Origin of the sequence: Achromobacter sp. Root565, from assembly GCF_001427425.1 — a bacterium.
Lineage (GTDB): Bacteria > Pseudomonadota > Gammaproteobacteria > Burkholderiales > Burkholderiaceae_B > Achromobacter > Achromobacter spanius_D.
The window spans coordinates 1,963,284-1,985,975 of the sequence record NZ_LMGO01000001.1 but is presented as its reverse complement, the minus strand read 5'-3'; the positions used below and the strand labels follow the sequence as shown (position 1 = coordinate 1,985,975).

General features: G+C 64.0%; 20 protein-coding genes. 9 read left to right on the top strand and 11 right to left on the bottom strand.

Features of this window, described 5'->3' with window-relative positions; translation table 11 throughout:
• Nucleotides 1–7: 7 nt before the first annotated feature.
• The 4 genes from ASD71_RS08900 (at nucleotide 8) to ASD71_RS08885 (ending at nucleotide 5,054) form a co-directional block, all read left to right on the top strand.
• Nucleotides 8–1,666: an MFS transporter gene (locus ASD71_RS08900; protein ID WP_056562176.1), complete on the top strand. Its 1,659-nt coding sequence runs from the start codon at nucleotides 8–10 to the stop codon at nucleotides 1,664–1,666.
• Between the two features lie 65 nt (nucleotides 1,667–1,731).
• The gene (locus ASD71_RS08895; protein WP_056562172.1) at nucleotides 1,732–3,378 is read left to right on the top strand and encodes an AMP-binding protein; all 1,647 of its coding nucleotides are present in this window, start codon (nucleotides 1,732–1,734) and stop codon (nucleotides 3,376–3,378) included.
• Entirely contained in the window at nucleotides 3,375–4,139 is a 765-nt protein-coding gene (locus tag ASD71_RS08890) for an SDR family NAD(P)-dependent oxidoreductase (protein WP_056562168.1), read from the top strand. Before ASD71_RS08895 ends, ASD71_RS08890 begins: the two co-directional genes overlap by 4 nt.
• Before the next feature lie 48 nt (nucleotides 4,140–4,187).
• On the top strand, nucleotides 4,188–5,054 hold the full coding sequence (locus ASD71_RS08885; protein WP_162253554.1) for an enoyl-CoA hydratase/isomerase family protein: 867 nt from the start codon (nucleotides 4,188–4,190) through the stop codon (nucleotides 5,052–5,054).
• On the opposite strand, the gene ASD71_RS08880 is transcribed toward ASD71_RS08885, so the two are convergent.
• The 5 genes from ASD71_RS08880 to ASD71_RS08860 form a co-directional block, all read right to left on the bottom strand.
• Entirely contained in the window at nucleotides 4,998–5,831 is an 834-nt protein-coding gene (locus ASD71_RS08880) for a TetR/AcrR family transcriptional regulator (protein ID WP_082578837.1), read from the bottom strand. The two genes, ASD71_RS08885 and ASD71_RS08880, sit on opposite strands and share 57 nt — an antisense overlap.
• Before the next feature lie 269 nt (nucleotides 5,832–6,100).
• Complete coding sequence (locus ASD71_RS08875; RefSeq protein ID WP_056562163.1) at nucleotides 6,101–6,583, bottom strand: hypothetical protein; 483 nt, start codon at nucleotides 6,581–6,583, stop codon at nucleotides 6,101–6,103.
• Nucleotides 6,584–6,606: 23 nt separating this feature from the next.
• The gene (locus ASD71_RS08870; protein WP_056562160.1) at nucleotides 6,607–7,266 is read right to left on the bottom strand and encodes a hypothetical protein; all 660 of its coding nucleotides are present in this window, start codon (nucleotides 7,264–7,266) and stop codon (nucleotides 6,607–6,609) included.
• Between the two features lie 195 nt (nucleotides 7,267–7,461).
• Nucleotides 7,462–7,944 carry a nucleoside deaminase gene (locus ASD71_RS08865; RefSeq protein ID WP_056562157.1) on the bottom strand — a complete coding sequence of 161 codons (483 nt, stop codon included), beginning with the start codon at nucleotides 7,942–7,944 and terminating at the stop codon, nucleotides 7,462–7,464.
• An 88-nt stretch (nucleotides 7,945–8,032) separates the two neighbouring features.
• Nucleotides 8,033–8,626 (bottom strand): YSC84-related protein, encoded by a 594-nt coding sequence (locus ASD71_RS08860; protein ID WP_056566652.1) that lies wholly within the window; start codon nucleotides 8,624–8,626, stop codon nucleotides 8,033–8,035.
• Nucleotides 8,627–8,768: 142 nt separating this feature from the next.
• Between ASD71_RS08860 and ASD71_RS08855 the strand changes: the two genes are divergently transcribed.
• Nucleotides 8,769–9,815, top strand: a complete 1,047-nt coding sequence (locus ASD71_RS08855; RefSeq protein WP_235512070.1) for a hypothetical protein — start codon at nucleotides 8,769–8,771, stop codon at nucleotides 9,813–9,815.
• Between the two features lie 3 nt (nucleotides 9,816–9,818).
• Here ASD71_RS08855 and ASD71_RS08850 read toward each other — a convergent pair whose 3' ends face one another.
• The 3 genes from ASD71_RS08850 to ASD71_RS08840 form a co-directional block, all read right to left on the bottom strand.
• The gene (locus tag ASD71_RS08850; protein ID WP_056562154.1) at nucleotides 9,819–10,397 is read right to left on the bottom strand and encodes a hypothetical protein; all 579 of its coding nucleotides are present in this window, start codon (nucleotides 10,395–10,397) and stop codon (nucleotides 9,819–9,821) included.
• Between the two features lie 154 nt (nucleotides 10,398–10,551).
• Nucleotides 10,552–11,340, bottom strand: coding sequence for a DUF899 domain-containing protein (locus ASD71_RS08845; protein ID WP_056562150.1), 789 nt, complete (start codon nucleotides 11,338–11,340; stop codon nucleotides 10,552–10,554).
• A 158-nt stretch (nucleotides 11,341–11,498) separates the two neighbouring features.
• Nucleotides 11,499–12,398, bottom strand: coding sequence for a LysR family transcriptional regulator (locus tag ASD71_RS08840; protein WP_056562146.1), 900 nt, complete (start codon nucleotides 12,396–12,398; stop codon nucleotides 11,499–11,501).
• A 112-nt stretch (nucleotides 12,399–12,510) separates the two neighbouring features.
• Here ASD71_RS08840 and ASD71_RS08835 point away from each other — a divergent pair, with 112 nt between their 5' ends.
• Nucleotides 12,511–13,539 (top strand): NADP-dependent oxidoreductase, encoded by a 1,029-nt coding sequence (locus ASD71_RS08835; RefSeq protein WP_056562143.1) that lies wholly within the window; start codon nucleotides 12,511–12,513, stop codon nucleotides 13,537–13,539.
• A 20-nt stretch (nucleotides 13,540–13,559) separates the two neighbouring features.
• Here ASD71_RS08835 and ASD71_RS08830 read toward each other — a convergent pair whose 3' ends face one another.
• Together ASD71_RS08830 and ASD71_RS08825 are read right to left on the bottom strand one after the other, a co-directional pair.
• On the bottom strand, nucleotides 13,560–13,982 hold the full coding sequence (locus tag ASD71_RS08830) for a hypothetical protein (protein WP_056562140.1): 423 nt from the start codon (nucleotides 13,980–13,982) through the stop codon (nucleotides 13,560–13,562).
• A 45-nt stretch (nucleotides 13,983–14,027) separates the two neighbouring features.
• Nucleotides 14,028–15,953, bottom strand: coding sequence for a DUF4157 domain-containing protein (locus tag ASD71_RS08825; protein WP_235512068.1), 1,926 nt, complete (start codon nucleotides 15,951–15,953; stop codon nucleotides 14,028–14,030).
• 325 nt (nucleotides 15,954–16,278) lie between these two features.
• On the opposite strand from ASD71_RS08825, the gene ASD71_RS08820 reads away from it, so the two are divergent.
• The 3 genes from ASD71_RS08820 to ASD71_RS08810 all read left to right on the top strand — a co-directional run bounded on the left by ASD71_RS08820 (nucleotide 16,279) and on the right by ASD71_RS08810 (nucleotide 21,589).
• A complete protein-coding gene (locus tag ASD71_RS08820) occupies nucleotides 16,279–17,028 on the top strand; it encodes an SDR family oxidoreductase (protein ID WP_056562134.1) in 750 nt (249 codons plus the stop codon).
• A 34-nt stretch (nucleotides 17,029–17,062) separates the two neighbouring features.
• Entirely contained in the window at nucleotides 17,063–17,770 is a 708-nt protein-coding gene (locus ASD71_RS08815) for a hypothetical protein (protein ID WP_235512066.1), read from the top strand.
• A gap of 612 nt (nucleotides 17,771–18,382) precedes the next feature.
• Nucleotides 18,383–21,589 (top strand): autotransporter domain-containing protein, encoded by a 3,207-nt coding sequence (locus ASD71_RS08810; RefSeq protein ID WP_056562129.1) that lies wholly within the window; start codon nucleotides 18,383–18,385, stop codon nucleotides 21,587–21,589.
• On the opposite strand, the gene ASD71_RS27590 is transcribed toward ASD71_RS08810, so the two are convergent.
• The gene (locus tag ASD71_RS27590; RefSeq protein ID WP_082578835.1) at nucleotides 21,504–21,944 is read right to left on the bottom strand and encodes an autotransporter outer membrane beta-barrel domain-containing protein; all 441 of its coding nucleotides are present in this window, start codon (nucleotides 21,942–21,944) and stop codon (nucleotides 21,504–21,506) included. The two genes, ASD71_RS08810 and ASD71_RS27590, sit on opposite strands and share 86 nt — an antisense overlap.
• Nucleotides 21,945–22,692 lie beyond the last annotated feature (748 nt).

Below are 22,692 nucleotides of genomic sequence, written 5' to 3'. Positions count from 1 at the left end.
AGGGGAAATGGAAGCTACCGCAACTGCACCGCGTTCATCGTCCATGTCAAAAAGGGACAAGCGCGTCATCGTCGCTGCATCCCTGGGCACGGTGTTCGAGTTCTACGATTTCTTTTTGATCGGGCTGCTGGCGGCAGAGATCGCCCGCGTGTTCTTTTCTGGCGTAAATCCCACGGCGGGATTCATCTTCACGCTGCTAGGGTTCGCGGCGGGATTCATGCTTCGTCCGTTCGGCGCCATTGTCTTTGGCCGGTTGGGCGACTTGGTGGGACGCAAGTACACGTTTCTGGTCACCATCGTGCTGATGGGCGGTTCGACGTTCCTGATCGGCGTGCTGCCCTCGTACGAGACTGCCGGCCTCATCGCTCCCATAGGCTTTGTCGTGATGCGCATGATCCAGGGCCTGGCACTCGGGGGGGAATTCGGCGGCGCGATGATTTATGTGGCCGAACATGCCCCGGCGAACAAGCGCGCAACCTGGACGGCGTGGGTGATCCTGACGGCCGCGGTCGGCTTCCTGCTTGCCGTGGCCGTCATCATTCCGCTTCGGCTCACGATGGGGCAGGAAGCGTTCGGCGCGTGGGGCTGGCGGATTCCGTTCATCATTTCCATCGCGCTGCTTCTGATCTCGTTGTGGATCCGCCTGAAGCTGGACGAGTCTCCCGAATTCAAGAAGATGAAGGCCGAAGGCCGGGCGTCGAAGTCTCCCCTTGCCGAAACGTTCGGCACCTGGAAAAACGTGCGCCTCATTCTGATCGGTGCATTGTGCATCCTGCCCGCGCAAGCAGTGCTTTGGTACACGGGGCAGTTTTATTCGCTGTTCTTCCTGACCAAGGTGCTCAAGGTTGAAACGCTGACGGCGAATTTCATGTTGATCGTTGCGACGCTGCTCACGGCGCCGCTCTACATCGTCTTTGCCAATCTTTCGGACCGTATTGGCAGACGCCCGGTCTACATCGGCGGCTACGTGCTCGCGGCTGTGTTGACCATTCCGATATTTCAAGGGCTGACGCACTTTGCCAACCCCGCACTGGAACGCGCCCAACGCGCCGCGCCCATCTCCGTCGCTTCCAACCCTGCGGATTGCTCCGTGCAGTTCAACCTGCTGGGCACGAAAAAATTCACGTCGTCCTGCGACGTAGCAACCAACGCCATGACGGGGCTCGGGCTGAACTACACAAGCCTTGCCAGCACGAACACGGCCCTTGCCGAAATCCGGGTGGGCGACAAGGTGATCGTGTCGTATCAGGCGGATGCCCCGAACGCGGCGCAAGAGAAGCAGCGGTTCGATGCCGAGTTGCGCGCAGCGCTGGTCGACAAAGGCTATCCGCTTGGCACGGCCAACCCGCAGGACGTCAATGCGCCGGTCATTGTTTTGCTGCTGATGGTGCTCCTCAGCTTCGGCACCATCACCTTTGCACCGTCCACGACGTCGCTACTGGAGATGTTCCCGTCGCGCATCCGCTACACCGCCATGTCGTTTCCGTATCACCTGAGCGCAGCATGGTTTGGCGGCTTTCTGCCGGCGACCGCCTTCGCGATCGTGGCGGCCACCGGAAACATCTACGCGGGCCTGTATTACCCGGTCGGCATTGCGGTGGCCTGCACCGTGCTCAGCCTGATCTTTGCGCGCGAAACCAAAGGGACTGATATCTCTCGCGGGTGATAGAGGTGGCCGCGCGCGCCTGGATTTTGGCGCACGCATGAAAAGACATACGAAAGGAGACAACCATGAAGGCAGGGGAATACAGCCCGGCGATAAGACAACGGCTTGCGAGCCTTATCGACGCCTACGGAGGCGAGGATGCGTGCGCGAGTTATCTGCTGTGCGACCGCCACGATCCGCAGGCCATCGCCTATCGCATCGTCACAAGCAACGGCGAAGCAGTTGTCCTTACCTATGGCCAGCTGCGCGAGCGCTCCGAAAGGCTCGCGTCGGGTTTGAAAAGACGTGGCTACGGCGTCGGTGATCGCATTGCGTCGCTGATGTCCAAGGGAGAGGATTACCTCGTCACGCTACTTGCCATCTGGCGGCTGGGCGCGGTGTATGTGCCGCTCTTCACGGCGTTTGCCAAGGAGGCCATTGAGATGAGGCTGGCAAGCAGCGGGGCAAAGCTCGTGGTTTGCGACGCGGCTCAGAAGCCCAAGCTCGATGCGTTGGTGCGCGAGCTTCCCGGGCTTGCGCTGGCCGTGGCGGGGGCCGCGACGGGTAGCGAGCTGACCCTTGCCGACATCGAGATGAGCGGCGAAGCCAGCTTCCCTGCCCACGTCACGTCGGGCGATGGGGCCGTCATCGAGGTCTACACGTCCGGTACCACCGGCAAGCCCAAGGGGGTCGTGGTGCCGCTGCGGGCAGTCGCGGGCTTTCAGGCCTATGGGGAATTTGGTCTCGGACTCGTTTCGGACGATATCTTCTGGAATGCAGCCGATCCGGGCTGGGCTTATGGCCTTTATTTTGGCGTGCTGGTTTCGCTGTCGACCGGCGTGGAGTCCATCATGCACGTCGAGAAGTTCACGCCCGACGGGACCTTGGCTGTCCTCACGCGCCAAGGCGTCACCAACTTCACCGCGGCGCCCACGGTGTACCGCAGCTTGAAGGCGCATGGCGTGCCGGATGGTCATGTCGCCTTGCGTTGCGCATCCAGCGCGGGTGAGCCGCTTACGCCAGACGTCAATCTGTGGGCGCCAGCCGGTCTGGGCGCGCAGGTGCATGATCACTTCGGGCAGACCGAAGCCGGGATGCTGCTTAACAATCATCACCATCCCGATCTTGCAATGCCGATAAAGCCGGGCTCCATGGGCCGCGCGCTGCCGGGCTGGGACATGACGGTCATCGACCCGGCGACGCATGAAGAGTTGGGGCCAAACCAGCCCGGGCTGCTGGCCGCGCGGCTCTCCGACAGTCCGTTGGCGTGGTTTGACGGCTATGCCCGCACTCCTGAAAAGAACGCCGACCGGCTGACGCCCTGCGGGCGGTGGTATCTGACCGGAGACTTGGCCTCGTATGACGGCGAGGGCTACTTCCGCTTTTCGTCGCGGGATGATGACGTGATCATCATGGCGGGCTATCGCATCGGCCCCTTTGACGTGGAGTCTGTCATCGCCTCGCATCCGGCGGTGCGGGACGTGGCGGTCGTTGCGGTCCCCGACGCGATCAGGGGCGAGGTCCTCGAAGCCGTCGTGGTGCTGAACCACGGCTACGCCGCCACCGAAGAACTGTCCGAGGCGCTCAGGCAGAAGGTGCGTGCCGATTACGCGGCGCACGCCTATCCGCGCCGCATTCACTACCGCGACGAACTGCCCAAGACCCCGTCCGGAAAAACCCAACGATTCGTGCTGCGCAACGAGCTGCGCGGCAGTGTGGAGGTCAAGGCATGAACATTGCTGGCGCGGCTGGAATTGTGACCGGCGCCGCCTCCGGACTGGGGCGGGCGACTGCGGAGTTGTTAGCCAGGCAGGGCGCCAGGCTTGTCCTGCTCGATATGAACGACGAAGGGCTGGAACGCACCCGATCGGAATTGCCCGGCGAGCATGTGGCCCTTCACGCCGACGTGTGCAATGCGCAGGAGGTGAAAGCCTGCGTGGACGCGGGCGCGGCAGCTTTCGGAGACCTTCGATTCGTTGTCAATTGCGCCGGCGTGCCATCGGCCGCCAAAACGGTCTCGCGCGGCGTGGCACACGATCTGGATGTCTGGAACCGGGTCCTGGCCATCAACCTGACGGGATCATTCAACGTGTTGCGACTGGCGGCCGAAAGGATGATCCATAACCACCCCGACGCCGATGGGCAGCGCGGCGTGATCGTCAACACCAGTTCGATCGCCGCTTTCGACGGACTGAAAGGACAAGCCGCCTACAGCGCCAGCAAGGCCGCGATCGCCGGAATGACGCTGCCGATCGCGCGTGACCTGGCCGAGTACGGGATCCGCTGCATGGCTATCGCACCGGGCGTTTTCGAAACCGAGCTCACCATGAACGTGCCGCAAAAGGGCATGGAGGCCATGGAGAAAGGCTTTCTCTATCCGAAGCGCTGCGGCCTGCCGGCGGAGTTTGCTGCCATGGTGCAGTCCATTCTCGCCAATCCGTACGTCAATGGGACGTGCTATCGGCTTGACGGCGGAACCCGGTTTGCGCCATGACGAGCCGATGCGAGCGCGGCGCGCAGGGCCGCTGCAAGGTGAATGCCGATGAAAAACCAAGGTGATGTGATGAACGACGCAGAATTGAATGGCACGGGGCATCGTCTGACGCCCATTTGCATCGTGAAGGCTGGCATGGCGTGGATCACGCTGAACCGGCCCGAAAAGGCAAATGCTGTCAGTTCCGGTCTGCTGGATGAGGTGCTGGCCGCAATCGACGCGGCAGAGTCGGCGCCGGACGTAAAGGCGATCATTTTCTCCGGATCCGGCCGCAATTTCTGCGCGGGCGCCGATCTCGGAGAACTGCTGGAAGGCGGACGCACGGCTGTCCGCACCCTGCTGGACCGTTTCCGAGAGGTGTGCCGGCGATTCGAGACCTCCCGGCTGCCTGTCGTGGGCATGGCTCACGGCGCCGTGCGTGCGGGGGGGCTGGAGTTGTTGCTGTGCTGCGACGCAGTGATCGCGTCGAAAGACGCCACCATTGGCGATGCGCACGCCTTGCGCGAGTTGCTGCCAGGCGGGGGCAGCAGCGTCCGGCTGCCCAGGACCATCGGGGTGCAAAGAGCCAAGTGGATGATCCTGTCTGGCCAATCCATCACGGCGGTGCAGGCGGTGGATTGGGGCATTCTGCATTCCGTCGTACCCGCAGAGGATTTGACGCGTTCCGCCCTCGCGCTTGCGCAAGAGATGTCCGTCGCGCATCGGGACACCCTTGCAAGGGCCAAGTCGTTGCTCGTCGCGTCCTACACGCTTAGCAAGGCGGACGCGTTGGAAAATGAAATCAGGACACTTGAGTTGCACGCCGGCACGCCAGCCATGCAGACGGGACTGGCGCAGTTCGTCGGCCGCACGCACTCGTCATCGCCGCGAAACGCCCCGCACGCAGAAATCCGCAATGTCCCTGACGCGATCTAGGCGCAGGCGCTCATGAACGTCGTTGTTACGCGCAAGCGGACCCACTAGCGCTTCAAACAGCGATCCGACGATGCACGCCGACGAGACGTCCGGGTTCTGGTCGGCAAACTCCCCGCCACGGATGCCGCGTTCGATGATCGTTTCGAACACGCGCATCAGTTTGCTGCGGTACTTGAGCCGCTCGATCTCGATGGCCGAATCGACAGGCTCCGCGACCAAGGCATAGCCGAGCTGTTTGGCGCGGATGGCGCGGCTGCCGAAGGTGTATGCGCACTCCTTCAACAGATTTGCCGGGGTGTCGTCGCCCATCGCAACGCCGGCCACCACATTGACCTCGTGCTGCGAAACGTGCGCTACGACCTCGACCAGCAGGCTTTCGCGCGACTTGAAGTATCGGTATAGCGTTGCCGGCGACATCCCCGCGCGCTCGGCGATGGCGTTGACCTGTGTTTCGCGAAAGCCCACGCTTGCGACCAGATCAATGGCGGCCGCCAGAAATCGCGCACGCTTGTCGTGCTGCGGCAAGTTGTAGGTCGGGCGGTCGGCGCGGGGAGTAGTACGCGAAGCCGTGGTTTGTCCCACTGCAATTGATGCGTCGTCTGTCTTGGCCAGATACCAGTTCTCCGCAAAATGCCGGGCCTGGGTCAGATCGTCAGTCTTGGTGCTGACACGCTGGCTCTTGCCGTCAAACGTGCCTTGGCATTGCCAGAACCTGCTGTTCGGCCGGCGATAGATGCTGATCCGACCGCCAACAGCGGAATGCCGCTCATCAGCCATTGGTTTCGCGCTCCCTGTGTAAATGGCAAAAAACGAGTTTCAATTTTTGCACAATTTGCGCTTCGACAGGGAACTTGGGGCGGGCACGTCATAGCGCTGTTCCGAGCGTCGCGTGGCGACCCTCTGATGGCTCACGCCGGCGACAGCGTGGTCTACCACAACAGCCTACCTCGGGCCGCACTGGCAAGCATCGACGACACATTCGGGATGTGTTGACGAGACGGAGCAGGTGTTGAAGCTGCCGGTGGTTTAAGCGGTATTTGGCGCGTTCAGGCGGCGGGCTTATCCCGATTCTTCCGAATCAGCACCGCGCCGCCGATCGTCAGCACCAGACCGCCGCCGATATACGGCAAGCCAAAGATCAGCAGGGTAAAGAACAGCGCCGTATTGGCATCCCGCGCGCCCGCGCCGCCGCCGGTGTGCATCGCAGGATCGATCTGCAACATGGCGATGGCCGCTGTCAGCAGCAACATCACCCCCAGCGTCGCGCAGCCCCAGCCGAACAGACGGCGCAGGTTGGCAATGCGCGCCAGCGCCACGGCGGCAATCACCGCGACCATGCCATACAGGATCACACTTATCAGCGAGACGCGGTCCAGCGACCCGGAATCCAGCGGCTCAGAAGCTGCCCCCCCGTCCGGAAACAGGCCGAACACCGCCAGGAGCAGCGGATTGGTGATGCCAAAGCTGGCGCTACCGATCAGCAATCCGAAGACGATACTGACGAGCCATTTGATTGCGGTGGGGGGCATGGGGGCGGGTCGCTTCTAAAAGGTCAGTAGTAGATATCGACGTAATCGGTCAGACCGCCGCACGCTTCCATCTGCTGCAGGCGCCAGTACTTGCGCTTGCCGGTTGCCTTGAACTCGTAGTCGCCGGTGCGCTCGCAACGGCGGCCCTTGTCCGGCGCGTCCAGGATCAGGATCGTGCCGCGCAGCACGAAGCTGTCGCGGCCAATGGAGACGACCTCGCCTTTGACCTTCAAGGTGCCTTCATGGTTGGCCTGCGTGCCTTCCAGGCGAACCACATCGTTGTCGTCGATGGCGTTCATCTTGCCGCGTTTGGCGGACCACAGCCATTGCAGCGTGACGCCGCTGTTGTTCAGGAGCCGTTCGTAGGCGGCCTGATCATTGATCTGGGTCTTCTGCACCGGCGCGAGGGCGCCGCCGGCTTGCTGCGCGGGCGCTTGCTGGGCAGGAGCCTGTTGCGCGGGCGCCTGTTGAACCGGAGCGCGCTGTGCGGGGGCCTGCTGGGCCGGGGCTTGCTGCGGGGCAGGCGCCTGATTGCCGGAGTTGGCGCGCGGCGGCAGGATGGCGGCGCCAGGATCTTGCGCTGCGAAGGCGGGCGCGGAGGCGGCGAAGGCCAGGCCCAGCGCAAGCAGCAGGTTTCCGGACTTGCGTTTGATTCCCGAGGCGCGGGCAACGTGAGTTTGCATGGTCTGTATCAAGAGAGGAGAGGGGATGCGCCGGCTTTCGTCTTGATGGGACCGGTCGTCGACCCTGACCCCGATTACGGCACGGGCGCCAACTTATCACGCCCTTGCGCGCAAATAATTGCGGGTTTTAGCGTAGCTGTATCCAATCGTTAGACGGAAAACAGAATGCTTCACCGCCCCGCGTACTGAACGCCGTCAAGCCCTGCGTCGGACGTTCTCCTCGTGAAGCGCGCGCACCTGCTCGACGAACTCGGGCACGGGTCCTTCGACCTCTATGCCGTTGACCACTTCGGAGATGGGCAGGGGCCGCACCGCCGAGGGCGGCACACCCCATCCGCGCATCCATTCACCGTACTGTTCGGACGACACGGCGTAGACGATCCGGCCGAGTCCCACCCAGCCGTGCGCCGCCGAACACATCGAACAGTGCTCGCCGGACGTGTATACCGTGCAGGCGGCGCGCTCCGCTTCCGGCACGTTGTTGGCGGCCCAGCGGGCAATCTCGAATTCCGGATGCCGCGTGCGGTCGCCGCTGGAGACGTGATTGTGGTCTTCAAACAGCACCCGCCCGTCGCCGGACACCAGTACTGATCCAAACGGCTGGTCTCCGGCATCAAGGGCCTGCCGGGCCAGCTCGACGCAGCGTGCCAGGTGCTTCTTGTCCTCTTCGGTAATCACGCGTGATCTCCTTGTAAAGATTGAGGCCGGCGCGGATCCGCCCGCGCCGGCATGGCGGCTACAGCTACAGCTACAGCTACAGCTACAGCTACAGCAGCAGCGGCGAAATCTTGCTGCCATCCACCGACACGCCTGCCATCAGGCCGCCGTTGTTCATCACGAAGCCCACGATGGGTTGCTGCGCGGTGTTGGAATCGATGCTGCCGTTGACGCCCACGTTGGCCACGGCGACGGTGGCGTCGGCGCCAACGGTCCAGCCGCTGCTGGCGCGGAACTTGGCCAATGCGTCATCCGTCATGAAAAGCAGCACCATCGCCTTGGACTGCGCGCCCGCTTGCAGGCCGATGGATCCGCCCGTGACGCTGTAGTAGCCCTTGTCCTGGCCGCTGACCTGAAGCACGCCCGTCCCGTGCTGTGCGCCCACGATGAAGCTGGCGCTCAGCACTGCCGGAAACACCAGCACGCCGCGGGCGCGTTCCACCAGTTGCCGGGATTGCGGCGAGGATTCATACAGCTTGGACAACGTGGCCGCGGTGGCGGCGTCCAGTTCCTGGCGCTTTTCGGCGGCGCTTGCCGTGGCGCGCGAGTCCGTCGTGGTGCAGCCCGCAAAAAGAAAACCCGCCATGCCCAGCGTGACGGCGGCGACGGCGGTTCTGCGGAATTTTGAAGTGATATCAAGCATTTGCGCTTCCTTTTTGTGGGTGACCAACGATGCACATCAAATCATCTCCTGGCGGGAGATTACCCCGGCTCGCGTGGGGAGGCGACGTCGAAGGACGAATGCCTTGAAAAAAAGGCGCGCATCCCCGGTTTAACATCGCGCCATGCTATTCATCATCTTTCTCTGGATTGCGCTCGCCATCGTGGTCGGCTTCATGGCGCGAAAGCGCGGGCGCAATGGCATCGGGTGGGCGTTGCTTGCCGGCCTGATCAGTGCGCCGGTCGCCGGCATTTTCCTCAAGCGCATTCCGAACCGGTCGCCGCTCGCCAGCCAGCCGCTCCTTTCCGCGCATATCGAATGCCTGCATTGCGGCGAGCGCATTCTGCGCGAGGCGCGCGTATGCCGGCATTGCGGGGGCGATGTGACGGAGAGCGGCCTGGCCGCGGTGCGGCAAGCGATGCCCGCCGGATATTGGTTCGACCTGCCCGACCCCGCATTCAAATTGATGAGGACCGCCGGCCGCGTGGCGCTGATCAAGCCCGTTCCGCCGTGGATCGTGGTGGACGAGTCGCTCGAGTCCATCGTCATCGGCAGCCGCTGGCCCGGGAAGCTTTGGCGCGTGCGCGTCGAGAAGCAGGGCGATATGTCCGATCTGGTTGCGCAGCCCGGCTATTGGCGCGCCAGTGCCATCGAATTGCTGGAAGCGTTGCCCTTGTCGGCGCTGTTTGGTCCGAAGGGCGAGGTGGTGCTGGAGATCATCGCGCAGATCAGCACGCTGTCACGCACGGACGCGCAGGCGTTGGCGGACCATCTGCCGGAGAGGGCCTGGATGGCCTATAGCCGCGCCTGGATGCGCTGGTCGCAGCAGGACGGCGAGCCGGCAGCGGATGAAGAGGGCGATTGGCGCGGCGCGCTGGCCGCCACCCGGCGGAGCGACAAGGCTCGGTCGCCGGTTCATTCCGGCTTTCTGCTGATTCACAGCCAATTGCGGCAGCGCGCCGAGCAACTGGACGGCGGCAACGCGTTTACGTTGATCGAGGAAGACGGCGAGACCGAGCAGGTGTTGAATCCGATGTGGCAAGCGGCGTGCGACGCGCTGCTGTTTGCGGCCATGGCACGTGCCGCGCCGCAGTATGTGTCCGATGACGACGCGCTTACGTTGTTGCACGCGTGGTCCCGCGTGTTCAACGACGCCGGCCAGCGCGCCTGAGATTCACCACATACCTTCGTTCAGGATCTTCCGGGCGCGCTTGAACGTGATGACGGCCGCCCCGACCGCCAGAATCAGCGCGATCCAGCCGTTCATGTTGAACTTCATTTTGCGGGCGTAGTTGGCGTCGTGAACCAGCTTGGCATCGACCAGCGTTTCACCGTTCTTGCGCACGCCGTAGACCCGGACGGGAATGGCCATGTTGTACTGCAGTGCAATCGTGCTGTCGGTCAGCTGCGCGTCGTCTTCCAGCACCATGAATTGCACGTGCTCGCCCTCGGTGTATGGAACCTTGTAGGTCGCTTCAAAAAACTTGAAGACCATGTAGGGATAGTTGCCCGAATACACGCAGAGCGCACCGTAGGACTCCCACCGCCCGCGAATTTTCGCCTTGGTGTCGCAGCTTGCCACCTTGTCCACCCGCAGACTGATCGTGTTCAGTTTCGCGGGGTCGTAAGGCAGGCGAATGTCTTTCGCCGCGTTGAAGCAGTAGATGGCGATGCCGCCGAGTACGAGCGCGGCAATCGCGGGAATGCGGCAAGGCAGGAAGGCGCGTTTCCAGTCAGCCAGTTCACTGCTCATGCCGGCTGACTGGAGAAACGTTGACGGCGTGAGTGGGGGCCTTGGTCTGTTTTCATGGCGCGCGCTGCAGAATTTGCGAGCGCCAATTTTAAACAGGCCCTAGAGCACGCGTAAAAAGCACGCGCTATAACACACGCCTTTCCGCGATTCCTGCCTACTTCGGATCGCAGTGATTCCGGAACGCCTTCTCGCCCGCGTCGGACACCTCTACCCACTTCTGATCGGGCGGCGCGTCCTGCACGTAGCTGTCGTGCCAGTTCCACCATTTGTACGGCGGCGTTTGCGGATAGCCCTTTGGCGAATCTTCCCAGGTCTCCTGCCGTCCCAGGGGCGTGATGTCCAGGTAGTTCCACGTGCCGCCCATCTGCTCGTCGCCACGGTTGTTCAGAAAGTACGTGCGATAGATGCGTTTGCCGTCGCGAAAGAACACGTTGGTGCCGTGCCATTCGTCCACGCCAAAGTCCGCATCGAAACCGTCGGTCAGCGTGAACCACGGCATCGTCCAACCCATGCGCGCCTTCAGCCGTTCAATGTCCGGCTGCGGCGCACGGGACACGAAAACCAGCGTCGTGTCGCGTGCGTTCAGATGCGCCAGGTGCGCCACCTGGTCCGCCACCATCGAGCAGCCGCGGCATGCGTGGTCCGGCCAGCCGAACACGCCTGGTTCATGAAACGCGCGGTAGACGATCAACTGCCGGCGGCCGTCGAACAGGTCGCGCAATGTGGTCTTGCCCGCCGGGCCTTCAAAGACGTATTCCTTCTCGACTGCCGTCCAGGGCATGCGGCGGCGCTCCGCAGCCAACGCGTCGCGCGCGCGGGTGTGGGCCTTTTCCCTGACGAGCAGTTGTTGGCGGGCGGCTTCCCAGTCTTCAGCGGATACGACCGGGGGCGTTTGCATGGCGGGCCGGGCGCCATTGCCGGCGGATGCGGGGGGCGTGGACATGGCTTGATCCTCCTGGTGGCTTTGATCCCGAGGGCGCAGGGGCGGCGCGGGGTGTGGGAACAGTGTGGCACCGGGAGGGGCGGCGCAGGCGTAACAAATCTGGCGCGAAAGTGCGCCAGATGCGTGCCGCACAATCAGCGCGGTCTAGCCGTTCCGCGTCAGGCAGGGATCAGCGCCGCCTCCCGCGGCATGGCCTTCGCGGTCCAACCCCGCAGGCTGTCGCGCAGCAGCGATACAGCAGCCTGGCCGCTTTCGTTCAGGCGGTGCGCCGCATAGAGGCCGAATTGCGCGCTCAGCGGCAGCGCGCCTTCATCGCCGATGGAAATCACGCGCATGGTGTCGGGCCTCAGGCACTCGGTCGTCAGCAAGGCAACGCCCAAGCCATTCTCGACAGCCGCGATCGTGGCCCCCACGTTGTGGCTGGTCAGCGAAACCCGGAAATCCCGTCCTGACGCCGTCAGCGCCTCAAAGGCCAGCCGGCGCCACGAGCACGGCTCCGCGTACACGATCACATCCAGCGGCTGGTCCGGGTCCAGGGTTTCGTCGATGCCGCATGCCCAATGCAGATCTACCGTCCACGATTCGATGGGTTCGTCGACGAACCCCACGCAGGCGCCCACCGCCACGTCCAGTGTGCCATCCTGCCAGCGCGCGGCCAGCCGCTCGCCGTCGTCGATGACGACATCCAGATGCAGGTTGGGACACGAGCGCCGCAACCGGCCTAGCGCCGCCGGCAATGCGGCCACCGCCACGTCCTCGGACAGCCCGATGCGCACGCTGCCCGCCACCGCGCGTTCGCGTAGCCGCGCCGCAGCGGCCTCACCCAGCGCGAGGATGCGGTTGGCGTAGCTAAGCAGCACTTCGCCCTCGGTGGTGGGCGCCATGCCGCGGCCGGTGCGATGCAGCAGCCGCTTGCCCACCATTTCCTCCAGCCGGCGGATCTGCGTGCTAAGCGCTGACTGCGCGCGGCCGGCTTGGTCCGCTGCGCGGCTCAGGCTGCCGTAGCGGCAGACGGCGACAAAGGTGCGGAGCAGGGCGGGGTCGAAATCGGCTGACATTATCAATACCTGAAATCTGGTTTACGAGATATCAGTCTAGCTGTAACCCTGCCGCGTGCCTAGGATGACCCTTGTCGCGAAATGTCCGACTCAATTCAAGGAGCCATCCACCATGAACCAACCCCAAAATCAGCGCGTCGTCCTTGCATCCCGGCCCGTTGGCCGCCCCAAGGCCAGCGATTTCCGCGTCGAACGCGCGCCTATTCCCGAACCGGCCGATGGCCAGGTGCTGCTGGAAGTCCAGACCCTGTCGCTGGACCCGTACATGCGCTGGCGCGTCAGCGACGAAAAATCCTACGCTACCCCCATGGAGATCGGCGACGTGATGGTGGGCGGCACCGTGGCCCGCGTTCATACGTCGCGTCATCCCGACTGGCACGAAGGCGACATCGTGCTGTCGTCTGCGGGCTGGCAACGCTACGCGCTGTCAGACGGCACTGGCCTGCGCCGTCTCGATCCGGCCAACGCGCCGCCCTCGACCGCGCTCGGCGTGCTGGGCATGCCCGGCCTCACGGCCTACGTCGGGCTGCTGAACATCGGCCAGCCCAAGCCGGGCGAAACCGTCGTCGTCGCGGCCGCGAGCGGCGCCGTGGGTTCGGTCGTCGGGCAGATTGCGCGCATCAAGGGCGCGCGCGTCGTGGGCATCGCGGGTGGTCCGGAGAAATGCGCTTTTGTGAAGGAAGAGCTGGGCTTTGACGTGGTTGTGGACCACCACGCGCCGGATTTCGCGCAGAAGCTGGCCGAGGCCTGCCCCGACGGCATCGACGTCTATTTTGAAAACGTCAGCGGCCACGTGTGGGACGCCGTGCTGCCCCTGCTGAACGACTTTGCCCGCGTGCCGGTGTGCGGCCTGATTGCCAACTACAACGACGGCCCCGCCGACCGCAGCGGCCCGGACCGCCTGCCCGCCACCATGCGCGAGATCCTTTCCCGCCGTATCACCATGAAGGGATTCATCGTGTTCGACTTTCCGAAGGAACAGGAAGACGAGTTCCTGCACGTGGCCGGGCAGTGGATCCGCGAGGGCAAGCTGCGCTGGCGCGAGGATGTGGTCGACGGTCTGGAAAATGCGCCCGAAGCGTTGATCGGTCTGCTCGAGGGGAAGAACTTCGGGAAGCTGGTGGTGCGGGTGGGGGACTGACGCACTGGCGGTATGGCGTGCTATTGGCCGATCGTGCGCGCCTTGCTGCGCCGCGCCTTTGGCTTGGGCGCCACCCCCAGGCGCGGATCGCGCGCCACGGCCAATGCCGCTAGCGTCGCCGCGGTCGATTCGAAGGATTCGCTCGACTGCGGCAGATACAGCCACTTGCCCAGCACCGGGTGCGGCAAGAGCTCGGGAATGTCCGCCAGCAGCGCCGCGTGGCGTTCCTGCGACGTGCAGACCATGACCCCGTTCCACGGGTCGTCGCGGTCAGCGACGATCAGATACAGCAAGCCGTCCAGGTACGCGGCGTCGGCGCCGAACATCTTGCGATGCGTGTAGCTTGCGTCGCGTTCCAGCGGTTCAAGAATCCACAGCAGCGAATTGGATTTTGCGGCACGCTGTTTGCGAGGCGGGGCGAAGGGGTCGGGCGGGTTGCGCATGAGACGAAAACGGTGGGGCAGGGCACAGCGACTATGCCACACGGGCTACTGCTCGAACAACGGGGCCAGTGGCAAAAGCGGCCCATACTTCTTTAGCTTTTCCCACTCCTCGGCCGCTTGGCGCAATTCCTCGTTCTTGCGCGCCTCCTCCAGAATTTCATCAATGCGCGGCGCCAGCGCGACGGACAGGTCGATGATGTCGTAGGCGGTGTAGCCGCGTTCCCAGCGTGCGCGCAACGTCACCTCATCGCCCTTGGCCCGCATCGCGCGCGTGGCTTCCTTCAGCAGGGCCTTGCGCTGATCGGCATTGAGCCGCTCGGCGAATGAAATGCCCGCCACCAGGCCCTGCACCACGCCTTTCTCGCGATACCCGGTGGTGGCTGCCACCTCGCTCGCGACGCTGCGGCCGATGACCTTGGGCGCCAAGTTGTCGCGTATCCAGCCGCGGCTCAATCGCAGCAATCCGGCGGCTAGGCCATGGCCGAAGCCCGTGCGCATCCCTTCGGCTCGCGCCGCTTCCTGCGCTTCGGCGTAGGTCATCGCAAACTGGACCATCAGCATGATCGCGTCTTGCGGGCCGGGCATGAGAAAGTCTGCGACCCAGCCTGCGGCGCTGCCAATCTTGCTAAGCGCCGAGGCAGCACGGCCTTGGACTTTCAGGACCGAACCGGCTTCCTCGGCCAGGGCGGCGGTGGTGGTGGCCGGAGCCGTCGCGGCCTTTTTGCCGAAGCGTTGCTCGAATTCCTCCATCCGGGGTGGGCCGGCGGGAACCTTGGGCTGTTCGCCGGGGACACGCGGCTTGGTGGCGGGTTGTTCGACGGGGAGTTGCGGCAGCGAATCTCTAGGACGAGGCCGCGGTGCAGTTTGCTCGTGCTGTACGAATAGCTGCTTCTTTTCCGAAACTCCCGGGATTTCCTTCTCGCTGGGAAGCCCCGCATTGACGGCGGGGCTTCGCATGCTTGACAACGACCGGTAATGGCCCGAGCCGTCATTCCAGGAAAGGAGCTGCCCCTTCTTGTTGAATCTCACCTCTCCCGCCCAACTGACCCGACCGCCTTGAGCCGCCTCGGTATGTCCGAACGCGCCCGGCGTGGTTTTGGCCTTGACGGCAAATATCTCGCCGTCCTTGACGACAAAGTCGTACTTGCCGCTTGCCGTCCCCGGATGGCGGCCGCCCACCTCCCGCCATGTGCCGTTGACTTCCTTGAGTCTGACTACGTCACGCCAGGATCCTGGGGCGGGCGCGTCCCTGAACAAATTCCCGTAGGTCGGCCCACTGGTTTCGCGCTGGATCAGGCGACGGCCGTGGGTGGCCGACATCGATTGCTGAACCACGTGCGCGAGTTCATGCGCCAACAGCGCGCGCCCCGCCGACGTGCCGGGCGCGTATTGGCCGGCATTCAGAACGATGTGATGGCCGACGGTATAGGCGCGGGCTTCAACGGCGTTGGCGGAAGCGATGGCCTGTGCATCGGCGTGCAGCCTGACGTGGCTGAAATCTCGCTGGAAGCGCGATTCCATGAATGTGCGGGTCAGCGCGTCGAGGGGATGACCTGGGGAGGACAGCACATCGCTGACGACAGGCGATCCATCCAGCGACGCCGCGCCGCGCGGGTCCGCCGGCCGCAGGGGAGGCGGCGATCGCACCAGTGTTGGATCCGAGGCCTGCAACATCACGCCACGCGGCTGATCGCCCTGTGGCGGCGGCATTCGCATCACGTGTTCGGACATCCGGTGTGCTTCGTGCTCCGACGCATCACCTGGGCGGCTTATCGCAAGGGCCGCAGCGGGGGGGAGCACGGCGATCGCGTTGAACACGTGAGCAGGGCGCGAAAGCGGGCGTTTCGTCTCGCCCGGGGCCTTGTCTTCGGTGGTGCGCAAGGGCGCACGATTTCCGGCTGCCCCGCGTCCGCGGCTGGCGGTCGAGGCATTGTGAACTGCCGCCTTTGGCTGGTTTACGAAAGTGCGCATGGTTCCGCTCCGTCCGTGTCGCCGAATATTGTCCTCCTTTGCAGGCGTGCTGAATACGGGGCGGGCTTCGTCCGACAGAATTCGGGTGTCTGACACCCAGGAGACGCCTTGGCAAGTTTGCAGCGGCGCTGACCCGGGTGTCAGACACCGGCGGGGCGTGTAAGACAGGTTCGGGTGTCTGACACCCAGGAGATGCCTTGGCAAGTTTGCGGCGCTCTGACCCGGGTGTCAGACACCGCGCAATACATAAACCGCAATAACCGGATATCCGCTCTGGCGGTCCCTGCCGAGAATCACGGAAATCCATCCAAATCGGAGATCCATCATGAACCTCTTGCAAGGAAAGGTCGCCCTGATTACCGGCGCATCGTCTGGAATCGGCCGCGCCGCGGCATTGTTATTCAGTGCCGAAGGCGCCAACGTCGTATTGAACGCCAGAGGCGACGAAGCGCTCGAAGACGTGGCGGCTCGGATTCGCTCGCAAGGCGGTGAGGTGCGTATCGTTGCGGGCGACGCCAGCCAGCCCGGCACGCATGAGCGCTTGATTGCCGAAGCGCAAGCAGCGTTCGGCGGGCTGGATATCGCCTTCAACAACGCCGGCGCCACTGGGCCGGTCGGGCCGCTGGCGGATATCAGCTTCGCCGACTGGCAAGCGACCATCGCCGTCAATCTTCACGCCGCCTTTCTAGGCAGCGTCCATCAGATCCCTGCCATGCTGGCGCGCGGGGGTGGCGCAATCATCTTCACCTCAAGTTTCGTTGGCACCAGCGTCGGTCTGCCGGGCATGGCCGCCTATGGCGCGGCCAAAGCCGGTTTGATGGGACTCGTCAAGGGCATCGCCGCGGACTATGGCGACCAAGGCATCCGCGCCAACGCGCTGATGCCGGGCGGCGTGGATACGGCAATGGCCGGGAATGCTGAGCAGAAGGAATGGGCGGCTGGGCTGCATGCCATGAAGCGAATCGCACGGCCCGAGGAGATTGCATCTGCCGCGTTGTTTTTGGCGAGCCCGATGGCGAGTTTCGTCACAGGGTCCGCGATGTTCGCTGACGGGGGAAACTCTGCGGTGAAGTGAAGGGCCGATGCGGGCGGCTTGATCGTCAAACTGCATGACACCTGTTTCTGTAATACTCCAGCATCATCGCTTCAATGCGCGTCCGTCATCAAGCGAGCTCGCCAAACCTTCACGGCTTTCGGATTTCCCGCTCATGTCTGAACACCACCAATTCATCTTCCCCCGTGACGTCCATCTGCCGCCGCCCAATTGGCCCGCGTTGGAAGCGCAGCTGCTGGAAGGGAGTTACGTCTTGCCAGCACAGGGCGACACCATTCCCTACCGCGCCACCAACAACAACAGTTTTGACGCAGACGACGCGTCATGGCATAGCGTTCATTACTGCCTCGGCCCGTCGGCCAGACCCTACCTGAGCGACCTCGTTCGAGAAGACTACGACGCCGATCCCAAAAACTTCCCCATCATGCTGCTGGCCTTCGACGGGCCAAATCCCCGCGTCATGGTCGGCGAAAATCTCTCCGCGCCGAGCGTGCCGGGATCGAACGAGCCGGCCACGCCGATGCCCGCCGATTCGCACATCGACTTCATCGGCGAAGCCTACGAGAATCCGGCCGTCCAATGGCATTGCGAGCAAAGCGGACGCAGTTACCGCATCCTTGAGCTCGATTGGCACTACACCTTTGCGATGGGATTCCGGATGGTGCAATGCGAAGGGCTGGATCGCGAGAGTGCGCAAGGGCTGGCTGGCTTGATTGGGGAACTGACGGGGCAGGTCATGGGCTGCAGCCATCGGCATCTTTGACTGCTGGATGCCGCCAAGCTCGAGACAACTTGATACACCGCTAGGCACAGTAGGCTGGCATATCCCCTCTAAGCTATCGGTTCTTTCAATTCAAACCGAAGTAAAGATAAGGAGCGATATGTCGGTTCAAACATTAGGCCGGTGCGGTGTCGTGTTGTTTTTGGCCGCGCTCAGTTCGGGATGCTCAGTAGTCGGCGAGTGTGGACTGCTGCGCAGCAGTTGCATCTATGAAGGGCAATACGAATCGGGCGAGGAAGACTACGCGGAAGACGAAGCGAAGCGCTTGAATAAGGAATCTTCCGATCGGTTGCGCCGGAGCTCCGGGAATTGATGCAGGTCGCGTCAGGCAGGGCGATGAGAAGGTTCTGCGTTTGCCGTGCCGCGAATTCGCATGCGCGGCATACCGCACATCATCGTGAAACACCGAACGCCTGACCAGCCCGAAAGGTTATTCGCAACGCCGAAATTCTGCCCTATTACACTTCGCAGCCTTCACAAGCCGAACAAAGGGGCGCGCGAATGTCGCATCACAAACGTCAACAAGAAAACCAAAAAAGGCGTTTGCGTCCCGAGACATTGGCGGTTCTGGTAGCGACCACAATCAGTGCAGTCGTGGCGACCCCGGCGGCGCGAGCCGATGGCGGCTATGGCAGTCCGGTGGGCTCGGGTCCGACGCAGGTCGCAGGTGGCGCGGGGGGTATCGACGGCACGGCGGCCGAGGCCACGGGCCGCCCGGGAAGCATCGGCATCGGCAGCAATGCCGGTTCGGCCGGCGGCGGCGGTGCGGTGGACCTTGACACCGGCAATGGCGCCGCGGGCGGCGCACGTGGTCCGGGCGATACCGGTACGGGCCTGGGGCAGGGTCCCGGCGTGGCCGGCACAACCGGGACCACGGGCCAAACCATCGCCAGCGCCTCTACCATCGGCACCAACGTGACCGGAGGAACGGGCGGTGCGGGCGGCAATCCGCAGAACAACGTCAGCACCGCGGGCGGCGGTGGAGGCGGCGGCGTAGGCGTGTCAGCGTCGGCGGACTTGACCGTGCTGAGCGGGGTCACGGTGCGTGGCGGCGCTGGACGCGCACAGGGCAATGCCGGCAGCGGCGGCGGCGGCGCTGGCATCTTTTCCAATTCCCAGGTCAATGTGGCAACCGCTGCCACCGTGATCGGCGGCGCTGGCGGCAGTGCGACGCTGACCGGTGGAGCAGGTGGCGGTGCGATGGGTATGCTGCTCAAGGCCGGCGCAAGCGTGGTCAATGGCGGCGCCATCGTGGGTGGCGTGGGCGGCGCCGGGAGCTCGATCACGGCGAACGGCGGCGGAGGCGGCGGCGCCGGCGTGCAACTGACGCACGGCGGCACGGTCGTGAATCTGGCCGGCGGCACCATCACCGGGGGCGTGGGCGGCGCAGGGCGCGTGGTCGGCGGCCAGACGGGCGCAGGCGGCGCGGGCGTCAAGGGCGTCGACGTCACAGTCATCAACGCAGGCACCATCACGGGCGCCTTGAGCGGCGCGTGGTCCGGGGCTGGTGCGCCAGCCCGCGTGCAAGCCGCGGCCGTGTCGTTCATCGGCGGCGTCAACACACTGGAGCTGCAAGCCGGGTCGGTGCTCAACGGTGACGCCGTGGCATTCAGCCGCGCCGACACCTTGCGCCTGGGCGGAAACAATGACGCCACCTTCAACGTCGCCGATCTTGGGGCGGCCGGCAGCGCCGCCGCCTATCAGGGTTTCGGCGTGTTCGAGAAGGACGGCGCAAGTGCCTGGACGCTCACAGGCGACACGTCGGAAACCACGAGCTGGACCATCCGGAATGGCGCGTTGTCGATAGCCAGCGATGCCAGCCTGGGCGCAAGCAATGGCAGGGTGACGTTGGATGGTGGCGCCTTGCACACGACGACAATCATGAGCACGGCCCGCGATATCCAATTGGGCGCGGACGGCGGCGTCCTGCAGACCGACGCCGATCTGCAAAGCACCGGCGCGATCGGCGGCGAGGGCAAGCTGACCAAGACCGGCGCGGGGACGCTGACGCTGACCGGCGCCAACACGTATGCCGGCGGCACAGATATCGCTAGCGGAACGGTGGTGGCGTCGTTCGCCAATCTGGGCAGCGGCGACATCCGCAATGACGGCGCGCTGGTACTGACTCAGGAACTTGACGTGGTCGATGGCCGGGTCATCGACGGCTCCGGCACGCTGACCAAGCAAGGAATCGGCCGCGTCGTGCTCAACGGCGGCGGCGCCATGTCGGGCGCCACGCGCGTGCAAGCCGGCGCATTGATCATCAACGGCGTCTTCGCCAACTCCGCAGTCACCGTGGGCGCGGGCGCCACATTGGGCGGTAGCGGCACCGTGGGGGCGACTACCGTACAGTCGGGCGGCGCCATTGCCCCGGGCAATTCCATCGGCGCGCTGCATATCAACGGCAACTACTTGCAGCAAGCCGGCTCCACGTACATCGTTGAGATCGGCGGCGGCGCGTCGGATCGGATCACGGTCGACGGGACCGCCACGCTGGACAACGGCGCGGCCATGTCCGTGGTCAGGGCCGGTTCCGAACTCTACAAGGTGGGCACGTCCTACCAGGTGCTTGCCGCGACGGGCGGATTGTCCGGGACCTATGCGGTCAGCGGAGACACGGTGATTTCTCCGTTTCTGACCCTGGCTGATCGCTACGACCAGAACGGCGCCTACCTGACGGTGACGCAAACCGGCAACGTGCAGGACGCTGCCGAGACGCCCAACCAGAGCGCCACCGTCGGCGGAGCAACGGGCACTGCGGTCTCCGACGCGCTGCTCAATTCGCCCAGCTTCGAGGCGGCGCGCAGTGCGCTGGATCAGCTGTCTGGCTCGGCCCTGGCCTCGGCCAAGGGGGCACTGTTGTACGACAGTCGTTATTCGCGCGATCTGGCCATTGATCGGTTGCGCAACGCTTTTTGCACCGAAGGCGCCGGCCAGCCGCGCGAGCGTGACGGGCGATCGAACGGCGACACCTGCGCCAACGGCCGAGTCGCTTGGGGTCAATCTTGGGGCGGCTGGGGCCACACCAACGGAAATGGCAATGCCGGCCGCATTGACCGCGATTCGGCGGGCTTCGTGATGGGCGTGGACGTGCCCACGGGCTCGTGGCGCGTGGGGGTGCTGGCGGGCTATAGCCGTGGCCGCTACAAGGTCGACGATCAGAATGCTCGCAGCGACACGGACGACTACCATCTGGGCGTCTATGGCGGCACGCAATGGGATCGGCTCGCCTTACGGCTGGGCGGCGTCTACACGTGGCACGACATCGATTCCGCGCGTGACGTGAACGTTGCCGCGGTGGGCGGGCGCATGAAGGCGGACTATCGCGCCAACACCGCGCAGGCCTTTGCCGAACTGGGCTATCGCCTGGGCGATGACCGGGCAACGTTGGAACCCTTCGTCAACCTGGCTTACGTCAATCTGCACACCGACGGCTTTACTGAAACCGGCGGCTTGGCCGCTTTGCGCAGCCGCGGCGACAACACCGCCACAACATTCTCCACGCTAGGGTTGCGGGGATCGACGCAAATCGGCGCAGGCCCCGTTGATGCAACGCTGCGCGGCCTGGTGGGATGGCGCCGCGCCTACGGCGACATCACGCCGCAGTCCAATGTGTCTTTCCAGGGCGGTGATGTCTTTACCATCAGCGGCGTGCCGCTAGGCAAGGACGCCGTGGTGATCGGTGCGGGGCTGGACCTGCAGGTCACGTCGCGCGTCACGGCAAGCGTGGCGATCGACGGGCAATTCGGCAGCGGGGCAACAGACCGTACGGTAAGCGCCTCGCTGCGGGCACTCTTCTAAAGGATTCCAAGCCGGCTTCAAGCAGCGCCGCGTTACGGGGGACGCCGGCAACCGTGAACGCGTCGCCCGCGTCGAAAGCCATCTTCGTCGTGGGGTTCAGGTCGCCAAATGCATGGCGCCAGCCAGCGCCGGCGGTGAGCGCACCCTCGAACTTGTCCGGCGTCAGCGCCTGGCGGCCACGCACACCGAGCGTGGTGCTGGTGGACTGGTCGCTCTGACTGGCGCCCGAAAGCGCGGCGCTGCCATCGCATTCCTGGAGCGCGCGGCTGCGAAGGTTCGCCCAGGCCAAGCCCGCATACGGCTCCACGGAGAACGGACTGTCCAACAGAAATGGAGAATTTCCAAATGCTCTCATTCTGAATAGCGCGCTTGCCGATTAATCAGCCCAAGCCGATCACTCCTAATGGCCAGTCAGCCAATTTTCCCAAAAGATTCGAAGTAGTCTTATTTCCGTAATGATTGACGCGGTGGTTTCATACGCCTGCAGCATGCGATGTGCTGCAGGTGAAACGCTGATAAATCCATATTCCGTCCCCAGCGAGCGCTCGCTGTAGAACGGCTGCTTCAGATTTCACGAGGATCTGCGGCCAGTAATCTGGATAAAGCAGCGGCGGCTAAATGGCGTTGAAAGTTGGGGCATAGGTAGGGTGACGCAGTTAGCCGTTATCTAGGGCCGTGACGAAAGTCACGGCCACTTTTTTGGCATCTTCTCAATTTCTGACCCGGCGGTATTCATGCAAGCAGAAACTGCCTCCGTGCGCTGGACGCTCGCGCCGTGCCCGACCGACACGCGTTTGCGAGCGCTTTCGCGGTGTGGAGTACATGCGAAATGGTGAGCACCTCCGCAATTTACTATGCAGCTTCGTCCATCTTCCTCCAATTTCAATCTGATGGCGATTGGGCACTTGTTGGCATAGCCGCGATGGGGGTCGCACTGCTACTGCTGGCATCAGTTCGGGGCAGGTCGTTCGATGAAGCGCCATTTGAGGCCCGGGAGCAGCGTCCTTCCTCACGCCGCCGGTCCACGGGATGGTTCAATGCGTGGTGCATCGTCTTTCCGCCAGTAGCCATGGGGATGGCTCAGGACCAGATGAATGAGTTGG

Excerpts from the sequence above, each read along its gene's own strand:
- ASD71_RS27590 (WP_082578835.1), bottom strand. The coding sequence starts at position 21,944 with ATGAGAGCATTTGGAAATTCTCCATTTCTGTTGGACAGTCCGTTCTCC.
- ASD71_RS08885 (WP_162253554.1), top strand. The coding sequence starts at position 4,188 with ATGAAAAACCAAGGTGATGTGATGAACGACGCAGAATTGAATGGCACG.
- ASD71_RS08900 (WP_056562176.1), top strand. The coding sequence starts at position 8 with ATGGAAGCTACCGCAACTGCACCGCGTTCATCGTCCATGTCAAAAAGG.
- ASD71_RS08820 (WP_056562134.1), top strand. The coding sequence starts at position 16,279 with ATGAACCTCTTGCAAGGAAAGGTCGCCCTGATTACCGGCGCATCGTCT.
- ASD71_RS08825 (WP_235512068.1), bottom strand. The coding sequence starts at position 15,953 with ATGCGCACTTTCGTAAACCAGCCAAAGGCGGCAGTTCACAATGCCTCG.
- ASD71_RS08890 (WP_056562168.1), top strand. The coding sequence starts at position 3,375 with ATGAACATTGCTGGCGCGGCTGGAATTGTGACCGGCGCCGCCTCCGGA.
- ASD71_RS08815 (WP_235512066.1), top strand. The coding sequence starts at position 17,063 with ATGACACCTGTTTCTGTAATACTCCAGCATCATCGCTTCAATGCGCGT.
- ASD71_RS08880 (WP_082578837.1), bottom strand. The coding sequence starts at position 5,831 with ATGGCTGATGAGCGGCATTCCGCTGTTGGCGGTCGGATCAGCATCTAT.
- ASD71_RS08860 (WP_056566652.1), bottom strand. The coding sequence starts at position 8,626 with ATGCTTGATATCACTTCAAAATTCCGCAGAACCGCCGTCGCCGCCGTC.
- ASD71_RS08875 (WP_056562163.1), bottom strand. The coding sequence starts at position 6,583 with ATGCCCCCCACCGCAATCAAATGGCTCGTCAGTATCGTCTTCGGATTG.
- ASD71_RS08870 (WP_056562160.1), bottom strand. The coding sequence starts at position 7,266 with ATGCAAACTCACGTTGCCCGCGCCTCGGGAATCAAACGCAAGTCCGGA.
- ASD71_RS08840 (WP_056562146.1), bottom strand. The coding sequence starts at position 12,398 with ATGTCAGCCGATTTCGACCCCGCCCTGCTCCGCACCTTTGTCGCCGTC.
- ASD71_RS08850 (WP_056562154.1), bottom strand. The coding sequence starts at position 10,397 with ATGAGCAGTGAACTGGCTGACTGGAAACGCGCCTTCCTGCCTTGCCGC.
- ASD71_RS08845 (WP_056562150.1), bottom strand. The coding sequence starts at position 11,340 with ATGTCCACGCCCCCCGCATCCGCCGGCAATGGCGCCCGGCCCGCCATG.
- ASD71_RS08895 (WP_056562172.1), top strand. The coding sequence starts at position 1,732 with ATGAAGGCAGGGGAATACAGCCCGGCGATAAGACAACGGCTTGCGAGC.
- ASD71_RS08855 (WP_235512070.1), top strand. The coding sequence starts at position 8,769 with ATGCTATTCATCATCTTTCTCTGGATTGCGCTCGCCATCGTGGTCGGC.
- ASD71_RS08835 (WP_056562143.1), top strand. The coding sequence starts at position 12,511 with ATGAACCAACCCCAAAATCAGCGCGTCGTCCTTGCATCCCGGCCCGTT.
- ASD71_RS08830 (WP_056562140.1), bottom strand. The coding sequence starts at position 13,982 with ATGCGCAACCCGCCCGACCCCTTCGCCCCGCCTCGCAAACAGCGTGCC.